This is a genomic window from Arthrobacter sp. ISL-48 (assembly GCF_018613805.1).
GTDB lineage: Bacteria > Actinomycetota > Actinomycetes > Actinomycetales > Micrococcaceae > Arthrobacter.
Genome location: NZ_JAGGPL010000002.1, coordinates 266724 through 282631, shown reverse-complemented (window position 1 = coordinate 282631; position 15908 = coordinate 266724). Strand labels below are relative to the sequence as shown.

At 65.1% G+C, this 15908-nt stretch carries 12 protein-coding genes; 8 read left to right on the top strand and 4 right to left on the bottom strand.

The window, feature by feature from the left end; genetic code table 11:
* Positions 1–132: 132 nt before the first annotated feature.
* A complete protein-coding gene (locus tag J7E83_RS03630) occupies positions 133–1521 on the bottom strand; it encodes an MFS transporter (RefSeq protein ID WP_214959125.1) in 1389 nt (462 codons plus the stop codon).
* 324 nt (positions 1522–1845) lie between these two features.
* Here J7E83_RS03630 and J7E83_RS03625 point away from each other — a divergent pair, with 324 nt between their 5' ends.
* Genes J7E83_RS03625 through J7E83_RS03615 form a run of 3 tightly spaced genes read left to right on the top strand, consistent with a single transcriptional unit; the run spans position 1846 to position 4953 of the window.
* Positions 1846–2514, top strand: coding sequence for a response regulator transcription factor (locus J7E83_RS03625; RefSeq protein ID WP_214959123.1), 669 nt, complete (start codon positions 1846–1848; stop codon positions 2512–2514).
* The gene (locus J7E83_RS03620; protein WP_214959121.1) at positions 2511–3950 is read left to right on the top strand and encodes a HAMP domain-containing sensor histidine kinase; all 1440 of its coding nucleotides are present in this window, start codon (positions 2511–2513) and stop codon (positions 3948–3950) included. The genes J7E83_RS03625 and J7E83_RS03620 overlap by 4 nt, the downstream gene beginning before the upstream one ends.
* Positions 3943–4953: a TAXI family TRAP transporter solute-binding subunit gene (locus J7E83_RS03615; RefSeq protein ID WP_214959120.1), complete on the top strand. Its 1011-nt coding sequence runs from the start codon at positions 3943–3945 to the stop codon at positions 4951–4953. Before J7E83_RS03620 ends, J7E83_RS03615 begins: the two co-directional genes overlap by 8 nt.
* A gap of 101 nt (positions 4954–5054) precedes the next feature.
* Here the strand turns inward: J7E83_RS03615 and J7E83_RS03610 are convergent, their stop codons facing one another.
* A complete protein-coding gene (locus J7E83_RS03610; RefSeq protein WP_214959118.1) occupies positions 5055–6539 on the bottom strand; it encodes a helix-turn-helix transcriptional regulator in 1485 nt (494 codons plus the stop codon).
* Between the two features lie 182 nt (positions 6540–6721).
* Here J7E83_RS03610 and aceA point away from each other — a divergent pair, with 182 nt between their 5' ends.
* Both aceA and aceB read left to right on the top strand, forming a co-directional pair.
* Positions 6722–8053 (top strand): isocitrate lyase, encoded by a 1332-nt coding sequence (gene aceA, locus J7E83_RS03605; RefSeq protein ID WP_214959116.1) that lies wholly within the window; start codon positions 6722–6724, stop codon positions 8051–8053.
* Positions 8054–8273: 220 nt separating this feature from the next.
* Positions 8274–9926: a malate synthase A gene (aceB, locus tag J7E83_RS03600; RefSeq protein WP_214959114.1), complete on the top strand. Its 1653-nt coding sequence runs from the start codon at positions 8274–8276 to the stop codon at positions 9924–9926.
* Between the two features lie 237 nt (positions 9927–10163).
* Here the strand turns inward: aceB and J7E83_RS03595 are convergent, their stop codons facing one another.
* Entirely contained in the window at positions 10164–11360 is a 1197-nt protein-coding gene (locus J7E83_RS03595; protein ID WP_214959211.1) for a CynX/NimT family MFS transporter, read from the bottom strand.
* A 153-nt stretch (positions 11361–11513) separates the two neighbouring features.
* Between J7E83_RS03595 and J7E83_RS03590 the strand changes: the two genes are divergently transcribed.
* Entirely contained in the window at positions 11514–12473 is a 960-nt protein-coding gene (locus J7E83_RS03590) for a D-2-hydroxyacid dehydrogenase family protein (RefSeq protein ID WP_214959112.1), read from the top strand.
* Between the two features lie 17 nt (positions 12474–12490).
* Here the strand turns inward: J7E83_RS03590 and J7E83_RS03585 are convergent, their stop codons facing one another.
* On the bottom strand, positions 12491–13702 hold the full coding sequence (locus J7E83_RS03585; protein ID WP_214959110.1) for an ROK family transcriptional regulator: 1212 nt from the start codon (positions 13700–13702) through the stop codon (positions 12491–12493).
* A 180-nt stretch (positions 13703–13882) separates the two neighbouring features.
* Here J7E83_RS03585 and J7E83_RS03580 point away from each other — a divergent pair, with 180 nt between their 5' ends.
* Positions 13883–14623: a sugar phosphate isomerase/epimerase gene (locus J7E83_RS03580; protein ID WP_214959108.1), complete on the top strand. Its 741-nt coding sequence runs from the start codon at positions 13883–13885 to the stop codon at positions 14621–14623.
* On the top strand, positions 14620–15744 hold the full coding sequence (locus tag J7E83_RS03575) for a Gfo/Idh/MocA family protein (RefSeq protein WP_214959106.1): 1125 nt from the start codon (positions 14620–14622) through the stop codon (positions 15742–15744). Before J7E83_RS03580 ends, J7E83_RS03575 begins: the two co-directional genes overlap by 4 nt.
* The last annotated feature ends 164 nt before the right edge of the window (positions 15745–15908 follow it).

Here is a 15908-nt window from a genome sequence, read left to right as displayed (position 1 = left end):
TGCCGGCGGGGTCACGGTTTGCGCTCGATTCGGTCTCGCCCCCGAGGCTTCCTCAACGACGACGGCGGCAGCCCGGCTCCAGCGCGGAAGGTCACCGCCGGATCCGGCCACCGCCGTCGTTCTTTCACATCCCTAGGCGTCGAGCAGGTCCTTGTCCTTGCCCTGACGCACCTGGGACCAGGCGTCGCCATGCTCGCGGTCCAGGTGGGTGGCCTTCTTGTTCCTCAACGCGAAGATGTAGACGAGCAGGGAAATGCCGATCGCTACCGTGACGTAGGTGAAGAACAGGTCTACTTGGCCGGACTGCTGCAGGGCAGCACCAATAAGCGGAACGGTGCCGCCGAAGAGCGAATTGGCAACGGCATAGCCGAGTCCCAGGCCGAGCGCCCGGATGGAAGCCGGGAACAGCTCAGCCTTCACCAGGGCGTTGATCGAGGTGTAGCCGCCAACGATCAGCAGGCCGCCCATCATGAGAAGAAACGCCGTGAACGGGTCCTTCGTGTTGGACAGGGTGGACAGAAGGGGCCAGGTGAAAAGGACGCCCGTGATGCCGAACCAGAGCAGGAGCGGCTTGCGCCCCACCTTGTCCGAGATGATGCCGTAGACCGGCTGGAGCAGCATGAAGATGAGCAGCGCCCAGAAGTTGATCAGGGACGTGTCGGTCTTGGCAATGCCGGACGTATCGTTCATGAACTTCAGGATGAAGTTGGTGTACGTGTAGAAGGCCACCGTGCCGCCAAGCGTGACGCCGATGCAGATCAGCAGCGGCTTCCAGTACTGGGTGAACAGCAGCTTCATGGTGCCCGGCTGCGCAACGCCTGCCACGGCCGGGATCTTGGCGGCCTCGACCTGCTCCGCGGATACGGTTTCTTCCATCGAGCGCCGCAGCCACAGAACCACAAGCGCAGCCACGCCGCCGATCGCGAACGGAATGCGCCAGCCCCACTCGGTCAGGTCGCCCTTCGGCATGATGTTCTGCAGGATAACCAGCACCAGCAGGGCCAGCATCTGGCCGCCAATCAGCGTGACGTACTGGAAGCTGGAGAAGAACCCTCGGCGCCTGGACGTGGCGGCCTCCGACATGTACGTGGCGCTGGTGCCGTACTCGCCGCCCACGGAAAAACCTTGAAGGATGCGGATCAGGACCAGCAGGATCATGGCCCAGATGCCGATGACCTCCTGGGTTGGCAGGACAGCGATGGCGAACGAACCTGCGGACATCAGCGTCACACTGAGCGTCAGCGCCGCCTTGCGGCCCCTACGGTCGGCGTAGCGGCCGAAGAACCAGGCGCCGATTGGGCGCATGAGGAACGACGTCGAGAAGACCGCCATCGCTTCGAGGCCGGCCTGGAGCTCGTCCTTGGAGTTGAAGAAGTGGGACTGGAAATAGGCGGCAAACACGGTGTAGACGTAGAGGTCGTACCACTCCACGAGGTTGCCGGCCGAACCTTTGAGGATGTTGCCCACTGCCCTGCGGGTCTGGGCTGCCTCACTCTGGGGCGTGGTCTGCTGGGTGCTCATCAGTGGACCTTCCTTGGCGGCGCCGCCACGGGTAACCGGTCCGGACATGCCTTCGTGCTGTCCATGGCAACATTGCTCATGGTTCCTCCTCGACGTTGACGGCCCCGGAAAGCCGGGGACCCCACCCAAACTATTCGTGATCCACGGCACAGCCAATGCAAACAGGGATTTCCTAACAGTTCCTTAGGTTTTGATTCCGGCTGCCCGAGCTTGTGACTCCGGGCCCTGACCGCCGTCGCCCGCGCAGGGCGAAACAGCGGAAGAAGAGGTAATCTCCAAAGCGGGCGGGGATGCCAATGCGCCATCAATGAAAAGGGACCAGCAATGGAAGTGCTCATCGTCGAGGACGACGACGCCATGGCGTCCGCGCTGGAGGCGGCCGTCGTCTCCGCCGGCCACAGGGCAACCCGAGTTTCCCGGGGCGCTGATGCCCTCCTCGTCCACCGGAGGTTCGAAGTGATTCTGCTGGACCTTGGACTTCCGGATATTGACGGCCTCGACGTGCTCCGCAAGCTTCGCCAGGTCACGCAGATTCCCATTCTGATCCTGACGGCCCGCGACGATGAGCGGAGTGTGGTGCTGGGACTTAGGTCCGGTGCCGACGACTACCTCGTCAAGCCCGTGAAACTGGTCGAACTGCTTGCGCGCATCGAAGCCGTCACTAGACGCACCAGCCGTCACAGCGGTGACAGGCAGCAGAGCATCGTGCTGGGGGATCTCGACGTCGACCTCCGCCGGCGCGTGGCGGCCATCGGCTCGCAAGTGCTGCCCTTGACGGCCACAGAGTTCGACCTCCTCGCGTTATTGGCCCGGCATGCGGGTTCAGTGGTCACCCGGGAACAGATCCTGGACGCGCTGTGGGGTGATGCTTTCCTCGCATCCTCTCGATCCCTGGACGTGCACCTGACAGGACTTAGGGCAAAGCTCCAGCTGCCCGGATTCATCATCAATGTCCGGGGCGTCGGCTATCGGATCGAGGCGGATCCTGCGTGAAACTGCGAGTCCTCGGAGTCCTCAGCCTCCTGTCCGTGGCCATGGTCATTGTCGTCTGCGGCGCCATCCTGACCTCGGCCAGCCGCGAGCTCACGCAGGAGGTCCAGATCAACCGGGTTGCCGCACTCAACCGGCTCGCGCAGGTGGCCTACGACGCCGCGGCGGACGGCGACTCCACCCAGCTCCAGCGGGAGATGGACAGGTATTCCGGGCTCTACGGGGAGGGAGTCCTGATCCGGCTGCAGGACGGCACGCTCCGCTCCGGCGGCCTGAGCGAGGACAGGGCAGACGTCCGGGACGCAGTTGCCAGGGCCAACCTGAACCTCAGCGACACGACGCTCGCTCCGCTTCAGCCGTTCGGAACCGGCTCGGAGGTGATCTCCCGGTCCTTCGGCAGCGCGAGCCAGGTCCTGGGTGAGGCCGTCCTCGAAGTAGACCTCGACGTCGCCCGTGAGAAGCTGCGGGAACGCTGGCTCGTCGTCGGACTCGCCGCGTTCGCCCTGGGTGCGGTGCTCCTCCTCGGTGCAGCCCGCGTGACGAGGTGGGTGCTGCGGCCCGTTCACCGCCTGAATTCAGCCGTTACGGAACTCGAAGCCACGGGCCGGACGAGTCAGCTTCCGGAGGACGGCCCGCCGGAGCTCAGGGAACTGAGCCGGTCCTTCACGACGATGGCGCGAACCGTCAGCGACAGTATCGAGTCCCAACGCCAACTGATAGCTGACACGTCACACCAGTTGCGCAATCCCGTAGGTGCACTGCGGTTGAGGATTGATCTGCTGCAACTCGAACTGCAGACCTCCCGGGAACAGTCCGCGGCGGCGGGAGTGCTTGCAGAACTTGAACGGGTGGAGGACATGCTGGACGGCGTGCTGAAGCTGGCAGCAGCCGAGCACCGCGCTTCCGAAGACTCCGCCCGCGGCACACTCGGTCCCGCTTCCGCCAGCGGTAAGGCCGCCATCGACCCCTTCCCTGTCCTGCAGGAAGAAGCGGAACGGGCAGGACCTGCCGCACAGCGAGCCGGAGCATCAATTGTGCTGGAAAGGCCGCCCAACCCGCCCGTGCTTTTAGCCTGTAACCCCGCTGAACTGGCCCAGATGGTCGGGGAACTCCTGAACAACGCCATCAAGTACGCCGCCGGGGCCCGGATCTCGGTCGGCGTCCGCGAGCGCGCAGGAGCCGCGGTCATCGAAGTATCCGACGACGGCCCCGGGCTTGCGGCCGACGAGCGGGCTGCTGCCACCACCAGGTTCTGGCGGTCACCTCAGCACAGGGGAATACGCGGCAACGGCCTGGGCATGGCGATAGTGGACAGTCTGGCGGCGGCCAACGGCGGGCGCCTCGTGCTGGCGGAACGGTCACCTCACGGGCTGAATGCCTGCATCGAGTTTCCCCGCCCTTCGACCCGGCAGCAGGACCAGGGGCCTCCGCATGGCTGACGTCATCGACAGCCGGGCCCTTCCCCCGCGAAGGACCGCCCTCAAAGCCGGGCTGGCCGGCCTCCTGCTGCCCCTCACTGGATGCACCCCGCAGGATCATCCAAGCACCGTCACCGTGGCAGGCGGTGAGGCTGGAGGCTTCTACCTTGAGTTCGCCACACTGCTTGCAGAGGCCCTTCAACGGCATGGTGTGGCAGGCCAGGCAAACGCGCTGACAACCGGGGGCAGCCTCGATAACCTGGACTATCTTCTGACCGGCAGGGCCACTTTCGCCGTCGCGCTGGCAGATGCAGCCGCGCAGCAGGTGACAGCGAAAGGCACGTCAAAAGCTGAAATTGCCGCTGTTGGAAAGGTATATGAAAACTACGTGCATTGCGTCGTCCGTAAGGACAGCGGCATCCGGGATTTCATGGGGCTTGCCGGCAGGACCGTGGCCGTCGGCGAGCCTGGTTCGGGAACTTCTTTGACCACTCCCCGCCTCATCGAGGCTGCCGGGCTGAGCGCCACTGCTGTCGGCTCCGCGGCTTCCGTCGCTCCCGGCGACAGGGCGATCACCGTTGTGAACCTCGGGCTCAACGATGGCCTCGCCGCGCTGCGCGGCAGGTCAGTAGACGCGTTGTTCTGGTCCGGAGGCGTGCCCACGGCCGCCATCACTGCCACGAACGAGGAAGTGGGGCTCGCCTTCCTCGACCTCTCTGCATTGATCCCGGCGACGCGGACACGTTACGGCACCTTTTATGATCGGGTGCTGATTCCTGAGGGCAGCTATGCAGGTATTCCGGCTGTGTGGACGGTCGGTGTGGCCAACCTGCTGCTGTGCCGCAGCGATTTGGATGGCGATATTGTGAAGAAGACCGTCGATCTGCTGGTGGCCAACGCGCAGGAGCTCATTCCGAGGTCCAGCCTGGGAGTCCAGTTCCTCAGCCCGGAAACACTCATCAACACGGCGGGGCTGCCGCTGCACCCCGCCGCCGCGGCCGCGTACAGGGCGCTGCACGGATGACCGGAACGCTCTCTCACCTCCTGCAAGAAAAACCGGAACGCTCTCTCACAGGATGAGAGAGCGTTCGGGGAAATACCACAGGAACTGAGAGAGGGTTTCAGTCAGTTCCCCGAGTGCGCCTGCAGGAAGCTGTACACCTCGGTCTCGTCCACGCCTGGGAACGCGCCGGGCGGCATGGCAGCGAGCAGATGCGAATGGGCCCGCGCTGACGGCCACGCGTTTCCGGCCCATTCCGAGGCCAACGAAGCCGGGGGCCGCTTGCAGCAGCTTTCGTCCGGGCAGGTGGATTTTGACCGCTCCGTGGTATCCCGCCCCCGGAACCATTTCACGTGCGCGTACGGAACCCCCACAGAGAGCGAGAATTCACCATTAGCCGAGCGCTCCGTGCGGGCCGTGCACCAGTAGGTTCCGGCCGGAGTGTCCGTGTACTGGTTGTAGGCGCGGAACTTGTCCGCGACGTCGAACACCACGCGCGATGTCCACTGCTTGCATGACGGCTGGCCTTCGATGGCGCCGGTGTGGTCCTGCGGGAACGTCACGCCGTCGTTCTCGTAGGCCTTATAGATGATGCCGCTCTGGTGCGTCTTCTGGAAGTGCGTGCGGATGTCCAGGTGTTGCGTGGCAAGGTTGGTGAAGCGGTGCGCGGCCGTCTCGTAGGACACCGCAAAGGCGTCGCGGATGTCCTCCACGGCGATTTCCTTGGCCTGCTTGGCTCTCTGCAGGAAGTCCACCGTGGCCTGCTCCGGGAGCATCAGGGCCGCGGCGAAGTAATTCGTGGCCACCCGCTGCATCAGGAAATCGCCGTAGTTTTTGGGCGTCTGGTGGCCCAGGACGTAGTGGCCCAGGGCCTGGAGCAGCACCGACCGGGGGTCATGGTCCGTGCGCTGGTTCTGGGTCAGGTAAATTCGGTGGTTCTTAAGATCCGTCACCGAACGTGTTGAATGCGGCAGATCGCCCACATGGTGGAGGCTGAATCCGAGGTGCGCGGCGATGTCCGCGATGACGTGCTGGGACAGCGGCCCGGTGGTGTGCCCGACACTGGCGAGTACCTTTTGCGCCTCGGCCTCGTACTCCGGAAAGTAGTTGTTCCGCTCACGCATCATGGCCCGCAGTTCACCGTTGGCACGGCGGGCCTCTTCAGGCGTCGCGATCTGCTCGTTCAGCTTTCGCTCCAACTCATGCTGGAGCCCCACCATCGATTCCAGAACGTCCATGGGAAGCCGCGAGCTGATGCGGATTTTCGGCAGGTTGAGCGACTCGTAGATGGCGCTGCGCTGGTAGCGCTCGAGCTCGATCTCCAGGGCCGCCCGGCGGTTTGGCGGCTCCGCCCCGAGCAGCTGGTCGATGCCCACGTTGAGAGCCGCAGCGAGCTGCTGCAGCAACCCGAGTTTGGGCTCCCGCTTGCCGTTTTCAATCAGGCTCAGCTGGCTGGGTGCAGTCCCGACGGCGGCACTCAGGCCGTCGAGTGTCAGGCCCGCCGCCTTGCGCAGGTGGCGGACGCGGCGGCCAAGGCTGATGACGTCCAGCTCGGGGGGAGCGGACGACGGCGGGGCGGCGGCTTTGCGGTTCCAGCTTGAAGGCGACATTTCTTGAGCATACGCGAAGAAGTGCGTTTCTTTCCATGGATTTCCTCTAGTGATCGGCTTGGAAGTGCTGAAAAGTAGTGATCACGGAAAGAAACACCGCACCGGGGCAGTTGGCCGGGGCTGCAAGGAAGCAGACCCGACCGGCTGGCATTCAGTCCGGGAGCACAATCAAGGAGACAAAGATGACTGCAGCATTTGAGCCCACCCAGCAGACACCCGAACAGCAGGCCGCCGCCTTGGAGCTTGAGTGGGCCGCTAACCCGCGCTGGGAAGGTGTGACCCGTGATTACAAGGCAACGGATGTGGTCCGCCTCCGCGGCCGCGTCTCCGAAGAGCACACCCTGGCCCGCCGGGGTTCGGAAAAGCTCTGGAAGCAACTCACGGAAGAGCACAAGGAAGGCAAGTACACCAACGCCTTGGGCGCCCTGACCGGCAACCAGGCCGTGCAGCAGGTCAAGGCCGGGCTGCGGGCCATCTACCTTTCCGGCTGGCAGGTCGCCGCGGACGCCAACAACTCCGGCCACACCTACCCGGACCAGTCCTTGTACCCGGCCAACTCCGTGCCGACGGTGGTCCGGCGGATCAACAACGCGCTGCTGCGGGCAGACCAGATCGAGTTCTCCGAAGGCATCCAGACCGTCGAGGACTGGATGGTACCGATCATCGCCGACGCCGAGGCAGGCTTCGGTGGTCCGCTGAACGCCTACGAGCTCATGAAATCCATGATCCAGGCCGGAGCTTCGGGCGTGCACTGGGAAGACCAGCTCGCGTCGGAGAAGAAGTGCGGCCACCTTGGCGGTAAGGTCCTGATCCCCAGCCAGCAGCACGTGCGGACCCTGAACGCGGCCCGCCTGGCCGCCGACGTCGCCGGGACCCCGTCTGTGGTCATCGCCCGCACCGACGCCGAAGCGGCAACCCTGATCACCTCCGACGTGGACGAGCGGGACCAGGAATTCATTCTCCGCGAAGGGGGACAGCCGGTTCGTACCGCGGAGGGCTTCTACAAGGTCCGCAACGGCATCGAACCCTGCATCGCCCGGGCCAAGGCCTACGCCCCGTACTCCGACCTTATCTGGATGGAAACCGGCACCCCGGACCTGGAACTGGCCCGCACGTTCGCCGAGGCCGTCAAGGCCGAGTTCCCGGACCAGATGCTCTCCTACAACTGCTCCCCGTCATTCAACTGGCGCAAGCACCTGGACGACGCCACCATCGCGAAGTTCCAGCGTGAACTCGGCGCGATGGGCTTCACGTTCCAGTTCATCACCCTGGCCGGCTTCCACGCCCTGAACTACTCGATGTTCGATCTCGCCCACGGCTACGCCCGGGAAGGCATGAGCGCCTACGTCGAACTTCAGGAAAAGGAATTCGCCTCCGAGTCCCGCGGCTACACCGCGACCAAGCACCAGCGCGAAGTCGGCACCGGCTACTTCGACGACATCGCCACCGCGCTCAACCCGAACGCATCCACCCTGGCCCTGGTGGGATCCACCGAAGAAGGCCAGTTCCACTAGATTCCCGACGGCGGCGGAGCTTTCGTCCGACGGCAAACCGGACGATCCTCTGCCTGCTATTCCCCCTGCCCGCCCCATGACCTCGTAGAACTCGGTCGGGGGCGGGCACGGGGCCCCTTTTACGCACGCTGCCGGATGCCCGGACCGCCCTCTTGTGCCTGAGTCACCGCAGTGCCGCCAACCGCCGTCGAGCTCCCTTTTCGTCTTTAAGGAGACAGAAATGAATACCTTCACTGACAGTTTCACGATCAATGGCATTACCTTGGCTGCGCAGCCTATTTGCCGGCAGGACGAGGTTCTCACTCCGGATGCTTTGGAGTTCGTTGCAAGACTGCACCGGGCCACGGCGGCGCGGCGGCAGGAATTGCTGCAGGCCCGCAGGACGCGGCGGGGTGAGATCGCCGCCGGCCAGGACCCCAGGTTCCTGCGCGAAACCGAGGATATCCGCAACGACCCGTCCTGGCGCGTCGCGCCGCCGGCTCCCGGCCTGGAGGACCGCCGGGTGGAAATCACCGGACCCGTGGACAAGAAGATGACCATCAACGCGCTGAACTCGGGCGCCAAAGTCTGGCTCGCGGACATGGAGGACTCCTCCACCCCCACTTGGCGGAATGTCATCAAGGGCCAGCTGAACCTCACAGACGCGCTGGAGCGGCGGATCGACTTCACCAGTCCCGAGGGCAAGGAATACAAGCTTCGCCCGGCCGGGGAGCTGCCCACGATCGTCGTCCGCCCACGCGGCTGGCACCTGCCAGAGAAGCACATGATCATCGACGGCGCGCCCGTGGCCGGCGGCATCGTGGACTTCGGCCTGTTCTTCTTCCACAACGCCCGCCGCCTGCTCGCCCAGGGAAAAGGCCCCTACTTCTACCTGCCCAAGATCGAGAACCACCTCGAGGCACGCCTGTGGAATGACATCTTCGTGCTGGCCCAGGACCTGCTCGGTATCCCGCAGGGCACCATCCGCGCCACCGTGCTGATCGAAACCATCACCGCCGCGTTCGAAATGGAGGAGATCCTCTACGAACTGCGCGACCACGCCTCAGGCCTGAACGCCGGCCGCTGGGATTACATCTTCTCCCTGATCAAGAACTTCCGCACCCGCGGCCCCCGCTTCGTCCTGCCGGACCGGGCCCAGGTGACCATGACCGCCCCGTTCATGCGCGCCTACACCGAACAGCTGGTCCGCGCCTGCCACAAGCGCGGCGCGATGGCGATCGGCGGGATGGCCGCAGCCGTGCCCAACCGCAAGGACGAGGCCGCCAACGCCAACGCCTTCGAAAAGGTACGCGCCGACAAAACCCGCGAAGCCAACGACGGTTTCGACGGCTCCTGGGTCGCCCACCCGGACCTGGTGCCCGTTTGCCGCGAGGTATTCGACGGCATCCTCGGCCAGCGTCCAAACCAACTGGAGCGCCTCCGCGAGGACGTCACCCCGGATGACCGCGCCCTGCTCGACATCGCCGCCACGGAGGGCACCATCACCGAGCAGGGAATCCGGAACAACATCGAAGTGGGCATCCGCTACATCGAGTCCTGGCTGCGCGGCAACGGCGCAGTGGCCATCCACAACCTCATGGAAGACGCCGCCACAGCCGAAATCTCCCGCTCCCAGCTCTGGCAGTGGATGTACGCAAGGGCCATCACGGACCGCGGCGAGATCATCACGCACCAGTGGATCGAGGAGCTCCTCGACGAAGAGTTTGCCCGGCTGGAACGCTTCGACGGCGACCGCTTCGAAGACGCCCGCGACATCTTTGAAGAGGTCACCCTCAGCCAGGACTTCCCCTCCTTCCTGACCCTGCCCGCCTATGCAAGGTACCTGACGGAGGCCCGCGAGAAGGCAACTAAGGAAGAACTCGCCGCGGCATAGTCAGGCACAGACTTCCGTTCGCCGGGCCGGGCACGACCTTCGCAACAGGCACTTCCGAAATCCGGAGGGCCGGCCCGGCAACGGAACCCCTCCCCGTGCGCGAACTGGCAGCTAATGACCCGAAAACCCAGGTTTGAGGGCATTAGCTGCCAGTTCGCGCCGTGCGTGCATGGACATGCGTGCGTGGGGATGCGAGAGGCGGTGCGGGTGAGGAAAGTACGACGGCGGCGGCCCGGGTCAGCGGGCTTTCGGCACCAGCCGTACGGAGAGGGTAGTGCAGATGAAGAACGTCAGCACGGAGGCCAGGATCACCAGCAGGGCAGGGGTCCAGGAGCCAGACGCATCGTGCACGAATCCGACGAGTGGCGGGGCAACCGCACCAAAGCAGTAACCGATCCCCTGGACGGTCGCGGACATCCGGCCCGCCGAGGCCTGGTCCCGCGCCAGCCGGATGATGGCGATGAAGATCAGCGTGATGCCGCCGCCCTGGGCAATCCCGCCGAACGCGGCCCACAGCCACCACAACTCCGGTGCTAATAGCAGCCCCGCCGGCACCGCGATCCATAGCAGGCCCAAGGTGACGGCGGCCGTCGTCGTGCTGAAGTATTTGGCGGCGAAAGGTACGCCCAGGCCGCCAACGATGGCGAGGATCTGGAAAATGGACGATCCCGCACCGGCAGCGGATGCTGACATGCCCAGCTCGTCATTAAGGTAGCTCGGCAGCCAGGCCGTCACGGCGTAGTAGGAGCAGGCCTGACCTGCGAATCCAGCTGTCAGGCCGGCCGTGATCCAGCCGGAACCCTTGACAGCCGGGTGGTCCTGCCCGCCCGTCGCCACCGGATCGGAGGGCACAAAGGCGCTCCGGGGCCCGACGGCGATCGTCCAGAACGCGATGGCCGCTACCGCAAGAACTCCCACCGAGGCGAGTGCAACCCGCCAGCCCGCAAGCTCGGCCAGCGGGGCAGTGACCATGGATGTCACGAAGGACCCGATGTTCAAGGCTGCCGTGTAGATGCCCATGGCAGTCCCCTGCCGCAGGGGACTGAAATCGCGCCGGATGATCAGGGGCGCCGCAATGTTCCCGATGGTGATGGCCAGGCCGATCAGGACGGTTCCCGCCACCACCAGCACCGGACCTCCCGCCGAGCGGACTATCACCCCGGCCAGGACACCGAGGATCGTGAGGGTCACGGCGAACTCAGCCCCGAACTTCCGGGCAGCCAGGGATGCCAGCGGAGCACACAGGGAGAAGCACAGCACCGGGATGCTGGTCAGGACTCCAAGCATGACGGGAGAGAAACCGAGATCCACCTGCATGACGGGCACCACGGGGGCGACGGCCACAAAGGGGCCGCGAAGGTTGAGCGCCAGCAGACCGATGCAGGCCAGCAGGATCCAGCCGCTCGGGACCCTGGCCAGAAGCCGTCCACTCATGTCGACTGCACGGGCTTTAAACATGATTTCATCACTCCCATTGCTATCACGGACTCGCGCGCCGCGACGCCGGCAGGCGGGCAAGCAGGCGGGCAGATGGTGCGCTGCCTTACGATGAACCCACGCCACAGACCAACGGACGAAGGAACTGACATGCAGCAGCGGCTTGCCATCCTGGACGATTACCAGGACGTGGCGCACGGATTCGCCGACTGGGCCGCCCTGGAGCAGGACGGCGTGTCCGTCACCGTCTTCACGGAGCCCTTCGCATCCCCGGATGCGCTGGTGGCCGCGTTGGCCGGGGTTGACATCGTCATCGCGATGCGCGAGCGGACACCGTTTCCCCGCTCCGCACTGGAAAGGCTTCCCGGACTCAAGCTGCTGGTGACCACAGGGATGGCGAACGCTTCCATCGATGTGCTCGCGGCGGCAGAGCACGGCGTGACGGTGTGCGGTACAGCAGGGTCGCCGACGGCGGCTCCCGAACTGACCTGGGCCCTCTTACTGGCCCTCGCGCGGAACCTCCCGGCCGAGGAGAATTCGGTGCGCGCCGGCACGTGGCAGACCACGGTGGGGTTCGAACTCGCAGGCAAGACCCTGGGTATCGTGGGGCTGGGCAAGATCGGCCAGCGAATCGCCGCCTACGGCCAGGCTTTCGGGATGGAGGTGCTGGCCTGGAGCGAGAACCTGACGGACGAGGCCGCTGCCGATGCCGGGGTGCGCAAGGTCAGCAAGGAAGGACTCTTTAGGGACGCCGACGTTGCCACCCTGCACCTGCGGCTGTCCCCGCGCACCGAAGGCATCGTAGGCGAGCAGGAACTCCGGCTGCTGGGGCCTGAAGGCATCCTGGTAAACACCGCCCGCGGTCCACTGGTTGACCAGGACGCCCTGGTCCGCGCCCTGAGTGAGGGCTGGATCGGCGGAGCCGCCCTGGATGTCTTCGACCAGGAACCCCTGCCGCCCGGGCACCCGCTCCTTGCCGCTCCGAACACGGTGCTGTCACCGCACCTGGGCTATGTCACCCGGGAGAGCTACCGGCAGTTCTATGGCGGCGCGTTGGAGGACGTGAAAGCCTGGCTGGCGGGCTCGCCCATCCGCGTCATTACTGAGTGAGCACCCCTTGGGCCCGGCTAGCCGGTCGCCTGGAGCGTTGCCTCAATCACCGCGGGGGACAATACGTATTGGGTGACCATCTGGCTTGCGCCGAAAATCGCCGCCTGGTCCCCGGCCACCGACGGGGCGATCCGCAAGTGGGTCGTGGCCAGCGGCAGCGAGCGCCGATAAACCACCTCACGGACGCCGGCCATGAGGTGCTCGCCGGCCTGGCCCAGGCTTCCGCCGATGACAATGACGGAAGGGTTGAGCAGGTTCACCACAGTTGCCAGTACGTCCCCCACGTCGCGCCCGGCCTGCCGCAGGGCCTGGATGGCCTGCAGGTTGCCCTCAGCCACAAGGCGGAGCACATCGCTGCCCTTGGCAGCCGGAATACCCTGCCGGTTCAGTTCCGCGGCCACCGCCGGACCTGACGCAAGCGCTTCCAGACAGCCGTAGTTGCCACAGCGGCACAACACCTCGTCGCCGCGCGGGACGCGGACGTGCCCAAGATCCCCGGCCGTGCCATTGGCGCCGCGTTGCAGCTCCCCGTTACTGATGATTCCAGCGCCGATGCCGGTGGCCACCTTGATGAGCAGGAAGTTGTCGTGCTCGGACCAGTGTGCCGTTCGCTCCCCCAGGGCCATGATGTTCACGTCGTTGTCCACCAGGACGGGAACGGGCAGCGAGTGCTGGACGTAACGGACGACGTCGAACCCGTCCCATCCCGGCATGATGGGCGGCTTGACCGGCCTGCCGGTGGCGTGCTCCACAGGCCCCGGCACGCCGATCCCCATTCCTGCGAGGTCATTCAAGCTCCGTCCCGCCCGCGCAAGGAGCGAAAGGCCTTCCTCAATCACCCTGTCCAGTACTGTTTCCGGACCCTCGCCGACGTCCTGCACCAGGCGCTGTTCGGTCAGGACACGTCCGCTGAGGTCGGTGACGGCGACAATCACGTGGGTGGCCCCGACGTCGACCGCCAGCACGGAGCGTGCCGCCGGATTGAAGGCAAAGCGCGACGGCGGCCTGCCGCCGCTGGAGTTCGCCTCACCTGCGGGTCCGACCAGTCCCGAGAGAATCAGGGCATCAATCCGGGAGGCCACGGTGGAACGCGCCAGGCCTGTGGTCAGTGCCAACTCGGCGCGGGTCCGCGCCTTGCCGTCCCGCAGGAGCTGGAAAAGGTCCCCGGCCCGCGCGAGACTGCCGCCGTTATCGGGGGCAGCCGTTTCGGTTCCGGGCGTGAGGCTCATGAACAAGTGATAGCACAGGTCGCTTCTGCGTGTTACGCCAGAAAAAGTCTGGCGATGAGTTTCCAACTTCTGCTTGACGCTCGGCAAAAGTCCCTCTAGCTTTGGGTGTGAGGCAGCCCACTGGCGTGAGAACGATCCAGGACCGCAGCAGCCGTCCAACCCCAACGACGAGGAGAGACAGTGTCATACTCGATCCAGCTCTACACGGTCCGTAAGGCCCTTGAAGAGGATCTCCCAGGAACCATCCAGCGCCTGGCAGAAATCGGCTTCACCATGGTTGAGCCCTACCGTTTCGTGGCCAAAGCCGCCGAACTGAAGCAGGCCTTGGCAGATAACAACCTCACCGCCCCCTCAGGCCACGCACCACTGCTCCAGGAAAACCAGGACGACATCTTTGCGGCCGCCCAGCAGCTCGGCATTGGCACTGTCATTGACCCGCACGTGCCCATCGAGCGCTGGAGCTCCCTTTCAGACATCAAGAAAACGGCAGAGCAGCTCAACGCTGCAGCAGCCAAGGGGGCGCAATACGGCGTCCGCGTCGGCTACCACAATCACTGGTGGGAAGTTGAGTCCGTCATCGACGGCAGGACCGCCTTGGAGCACCTGGCGGACAACCTTGATCCCGCCGTCGTGCTGGAACTCGACACGTACTGGGCCGCCGTTGGCGGTCAGGACCCCTCGGAACTGCTGGCACGGCTTGGCGACCGCGTGAAGTTCATCCACATCAAGGACGGGCCGCTGAGCCCGGACCCGTCCAGGCAGACCGCAGTGGGTGACGGCAAGATGGCCATCTGGGATGTCCTGGACGCCGCCGGTTCTCTCGAGGCCGGGGTCATTGAGCTCGACGACTTCCAGGGCGACATGTTCGAGGCCGTCCGTGACAGCTACAACTACCTCAGCGCCGGAAAGGTATCCGCATGAGCCGCGATTCACTGAAAACAGGACCGGTTGGAGTCGGAATCATTGGGGCCGGCGTCATCAGCAAGGAGTACCTCGACAACCTCACCAGCTTCCCGGACGTCAAAGTGGTGGCCATCGGCGACCTCTTCCAGGGGTCGGCGGCCGCGAGGGCTGCTGAATACGGCGTACCGGTCCACGGCGGCGTGGAGGCGGTGCTGGGCAATCCTGACGTTGAGATCGTGATCAATCTCACCATCCCGGCAGCCCACGTCGAAGTCGCAACGCAGGCCGTCAATGCTGGCAAGCACGTGTGGAGCGAGAAGCCGTTCTCCTTGGATCGAGAAAGCGGCCTGGGGCTGCTCAAGACGGCCGACGCCGCCGGAGTGCGCCTTGGCTGCGCGCCTGACACCTTCCTGGGTGCGGGATTGCAGACTGCCCGCAGGATGATCGAGCGCGGCGACATCGGTTCACCGCTCACTGCCCTGACGCTGATGCAGTCGCCGGGACCGGAGTCTTGGCACCCCAACCCGGCTTTCCTGTTCCAGGACGGCGCCGGCCCGCTTTTCGACATCGGCCCCTACTACTTGACCACCCTGGTTCAGACCTTCGGCAGCATCCGCCGGGTGGCCGCCTTCGGTTCGCGGTCCAAGGAAACCCGGGTGATCGGTTCGGGCCCCAAGGCCGGTGAAGAGTTCGCTGTGACCGTTCCTACCCATGTGAGTTCCATCCTGGAGTTCGAGGGCGGCGAATCCGCCCAGAGCATCTTCAGTTTCGATTCGCCCCTCAAGCGCGCCGGATTCGTTGAAATCACGGGCACAGAGGCCACCATCGCTTTTCCTGATCCCAACAGGTTCGACGGCGAAGTCAGGATCTGTGCAACGGGATCGGACGAGTGGACCACCGTCCCTTCCGTCGGCTCCACGGCAAGCCGGGGCGCAGGGGTTCTGGAAATGGCCCGAGCCATCCGCGAAGGCCGCCCGCACCGCGCGCAGGGTGAGCTGGCGTTCCATGTGCTGGACACCATGGCTTCCATCGCAGAGTCCATCGACATGCGTGCCTTCGTGGATGTCGAGAGCTCCGCTGCGCCGGTACCCGCCCTGCCGGAGGACTGGGACCCCACCGCAGCAACGCTGTCCGTCTAGAACTATCCGTCTAGATAAGCGGACTAGTTGCCGGCCGGCGGTTACGGCCCGCAGCTAGTGGCCACGACCCGCCAAGACGTGCCACGAACCGCCCAGAACTGCGCCCGCATCACTTTGCTTGCGCACCCGCAAGACCCCGCACCAGCTCGACGACGAGAAAACCG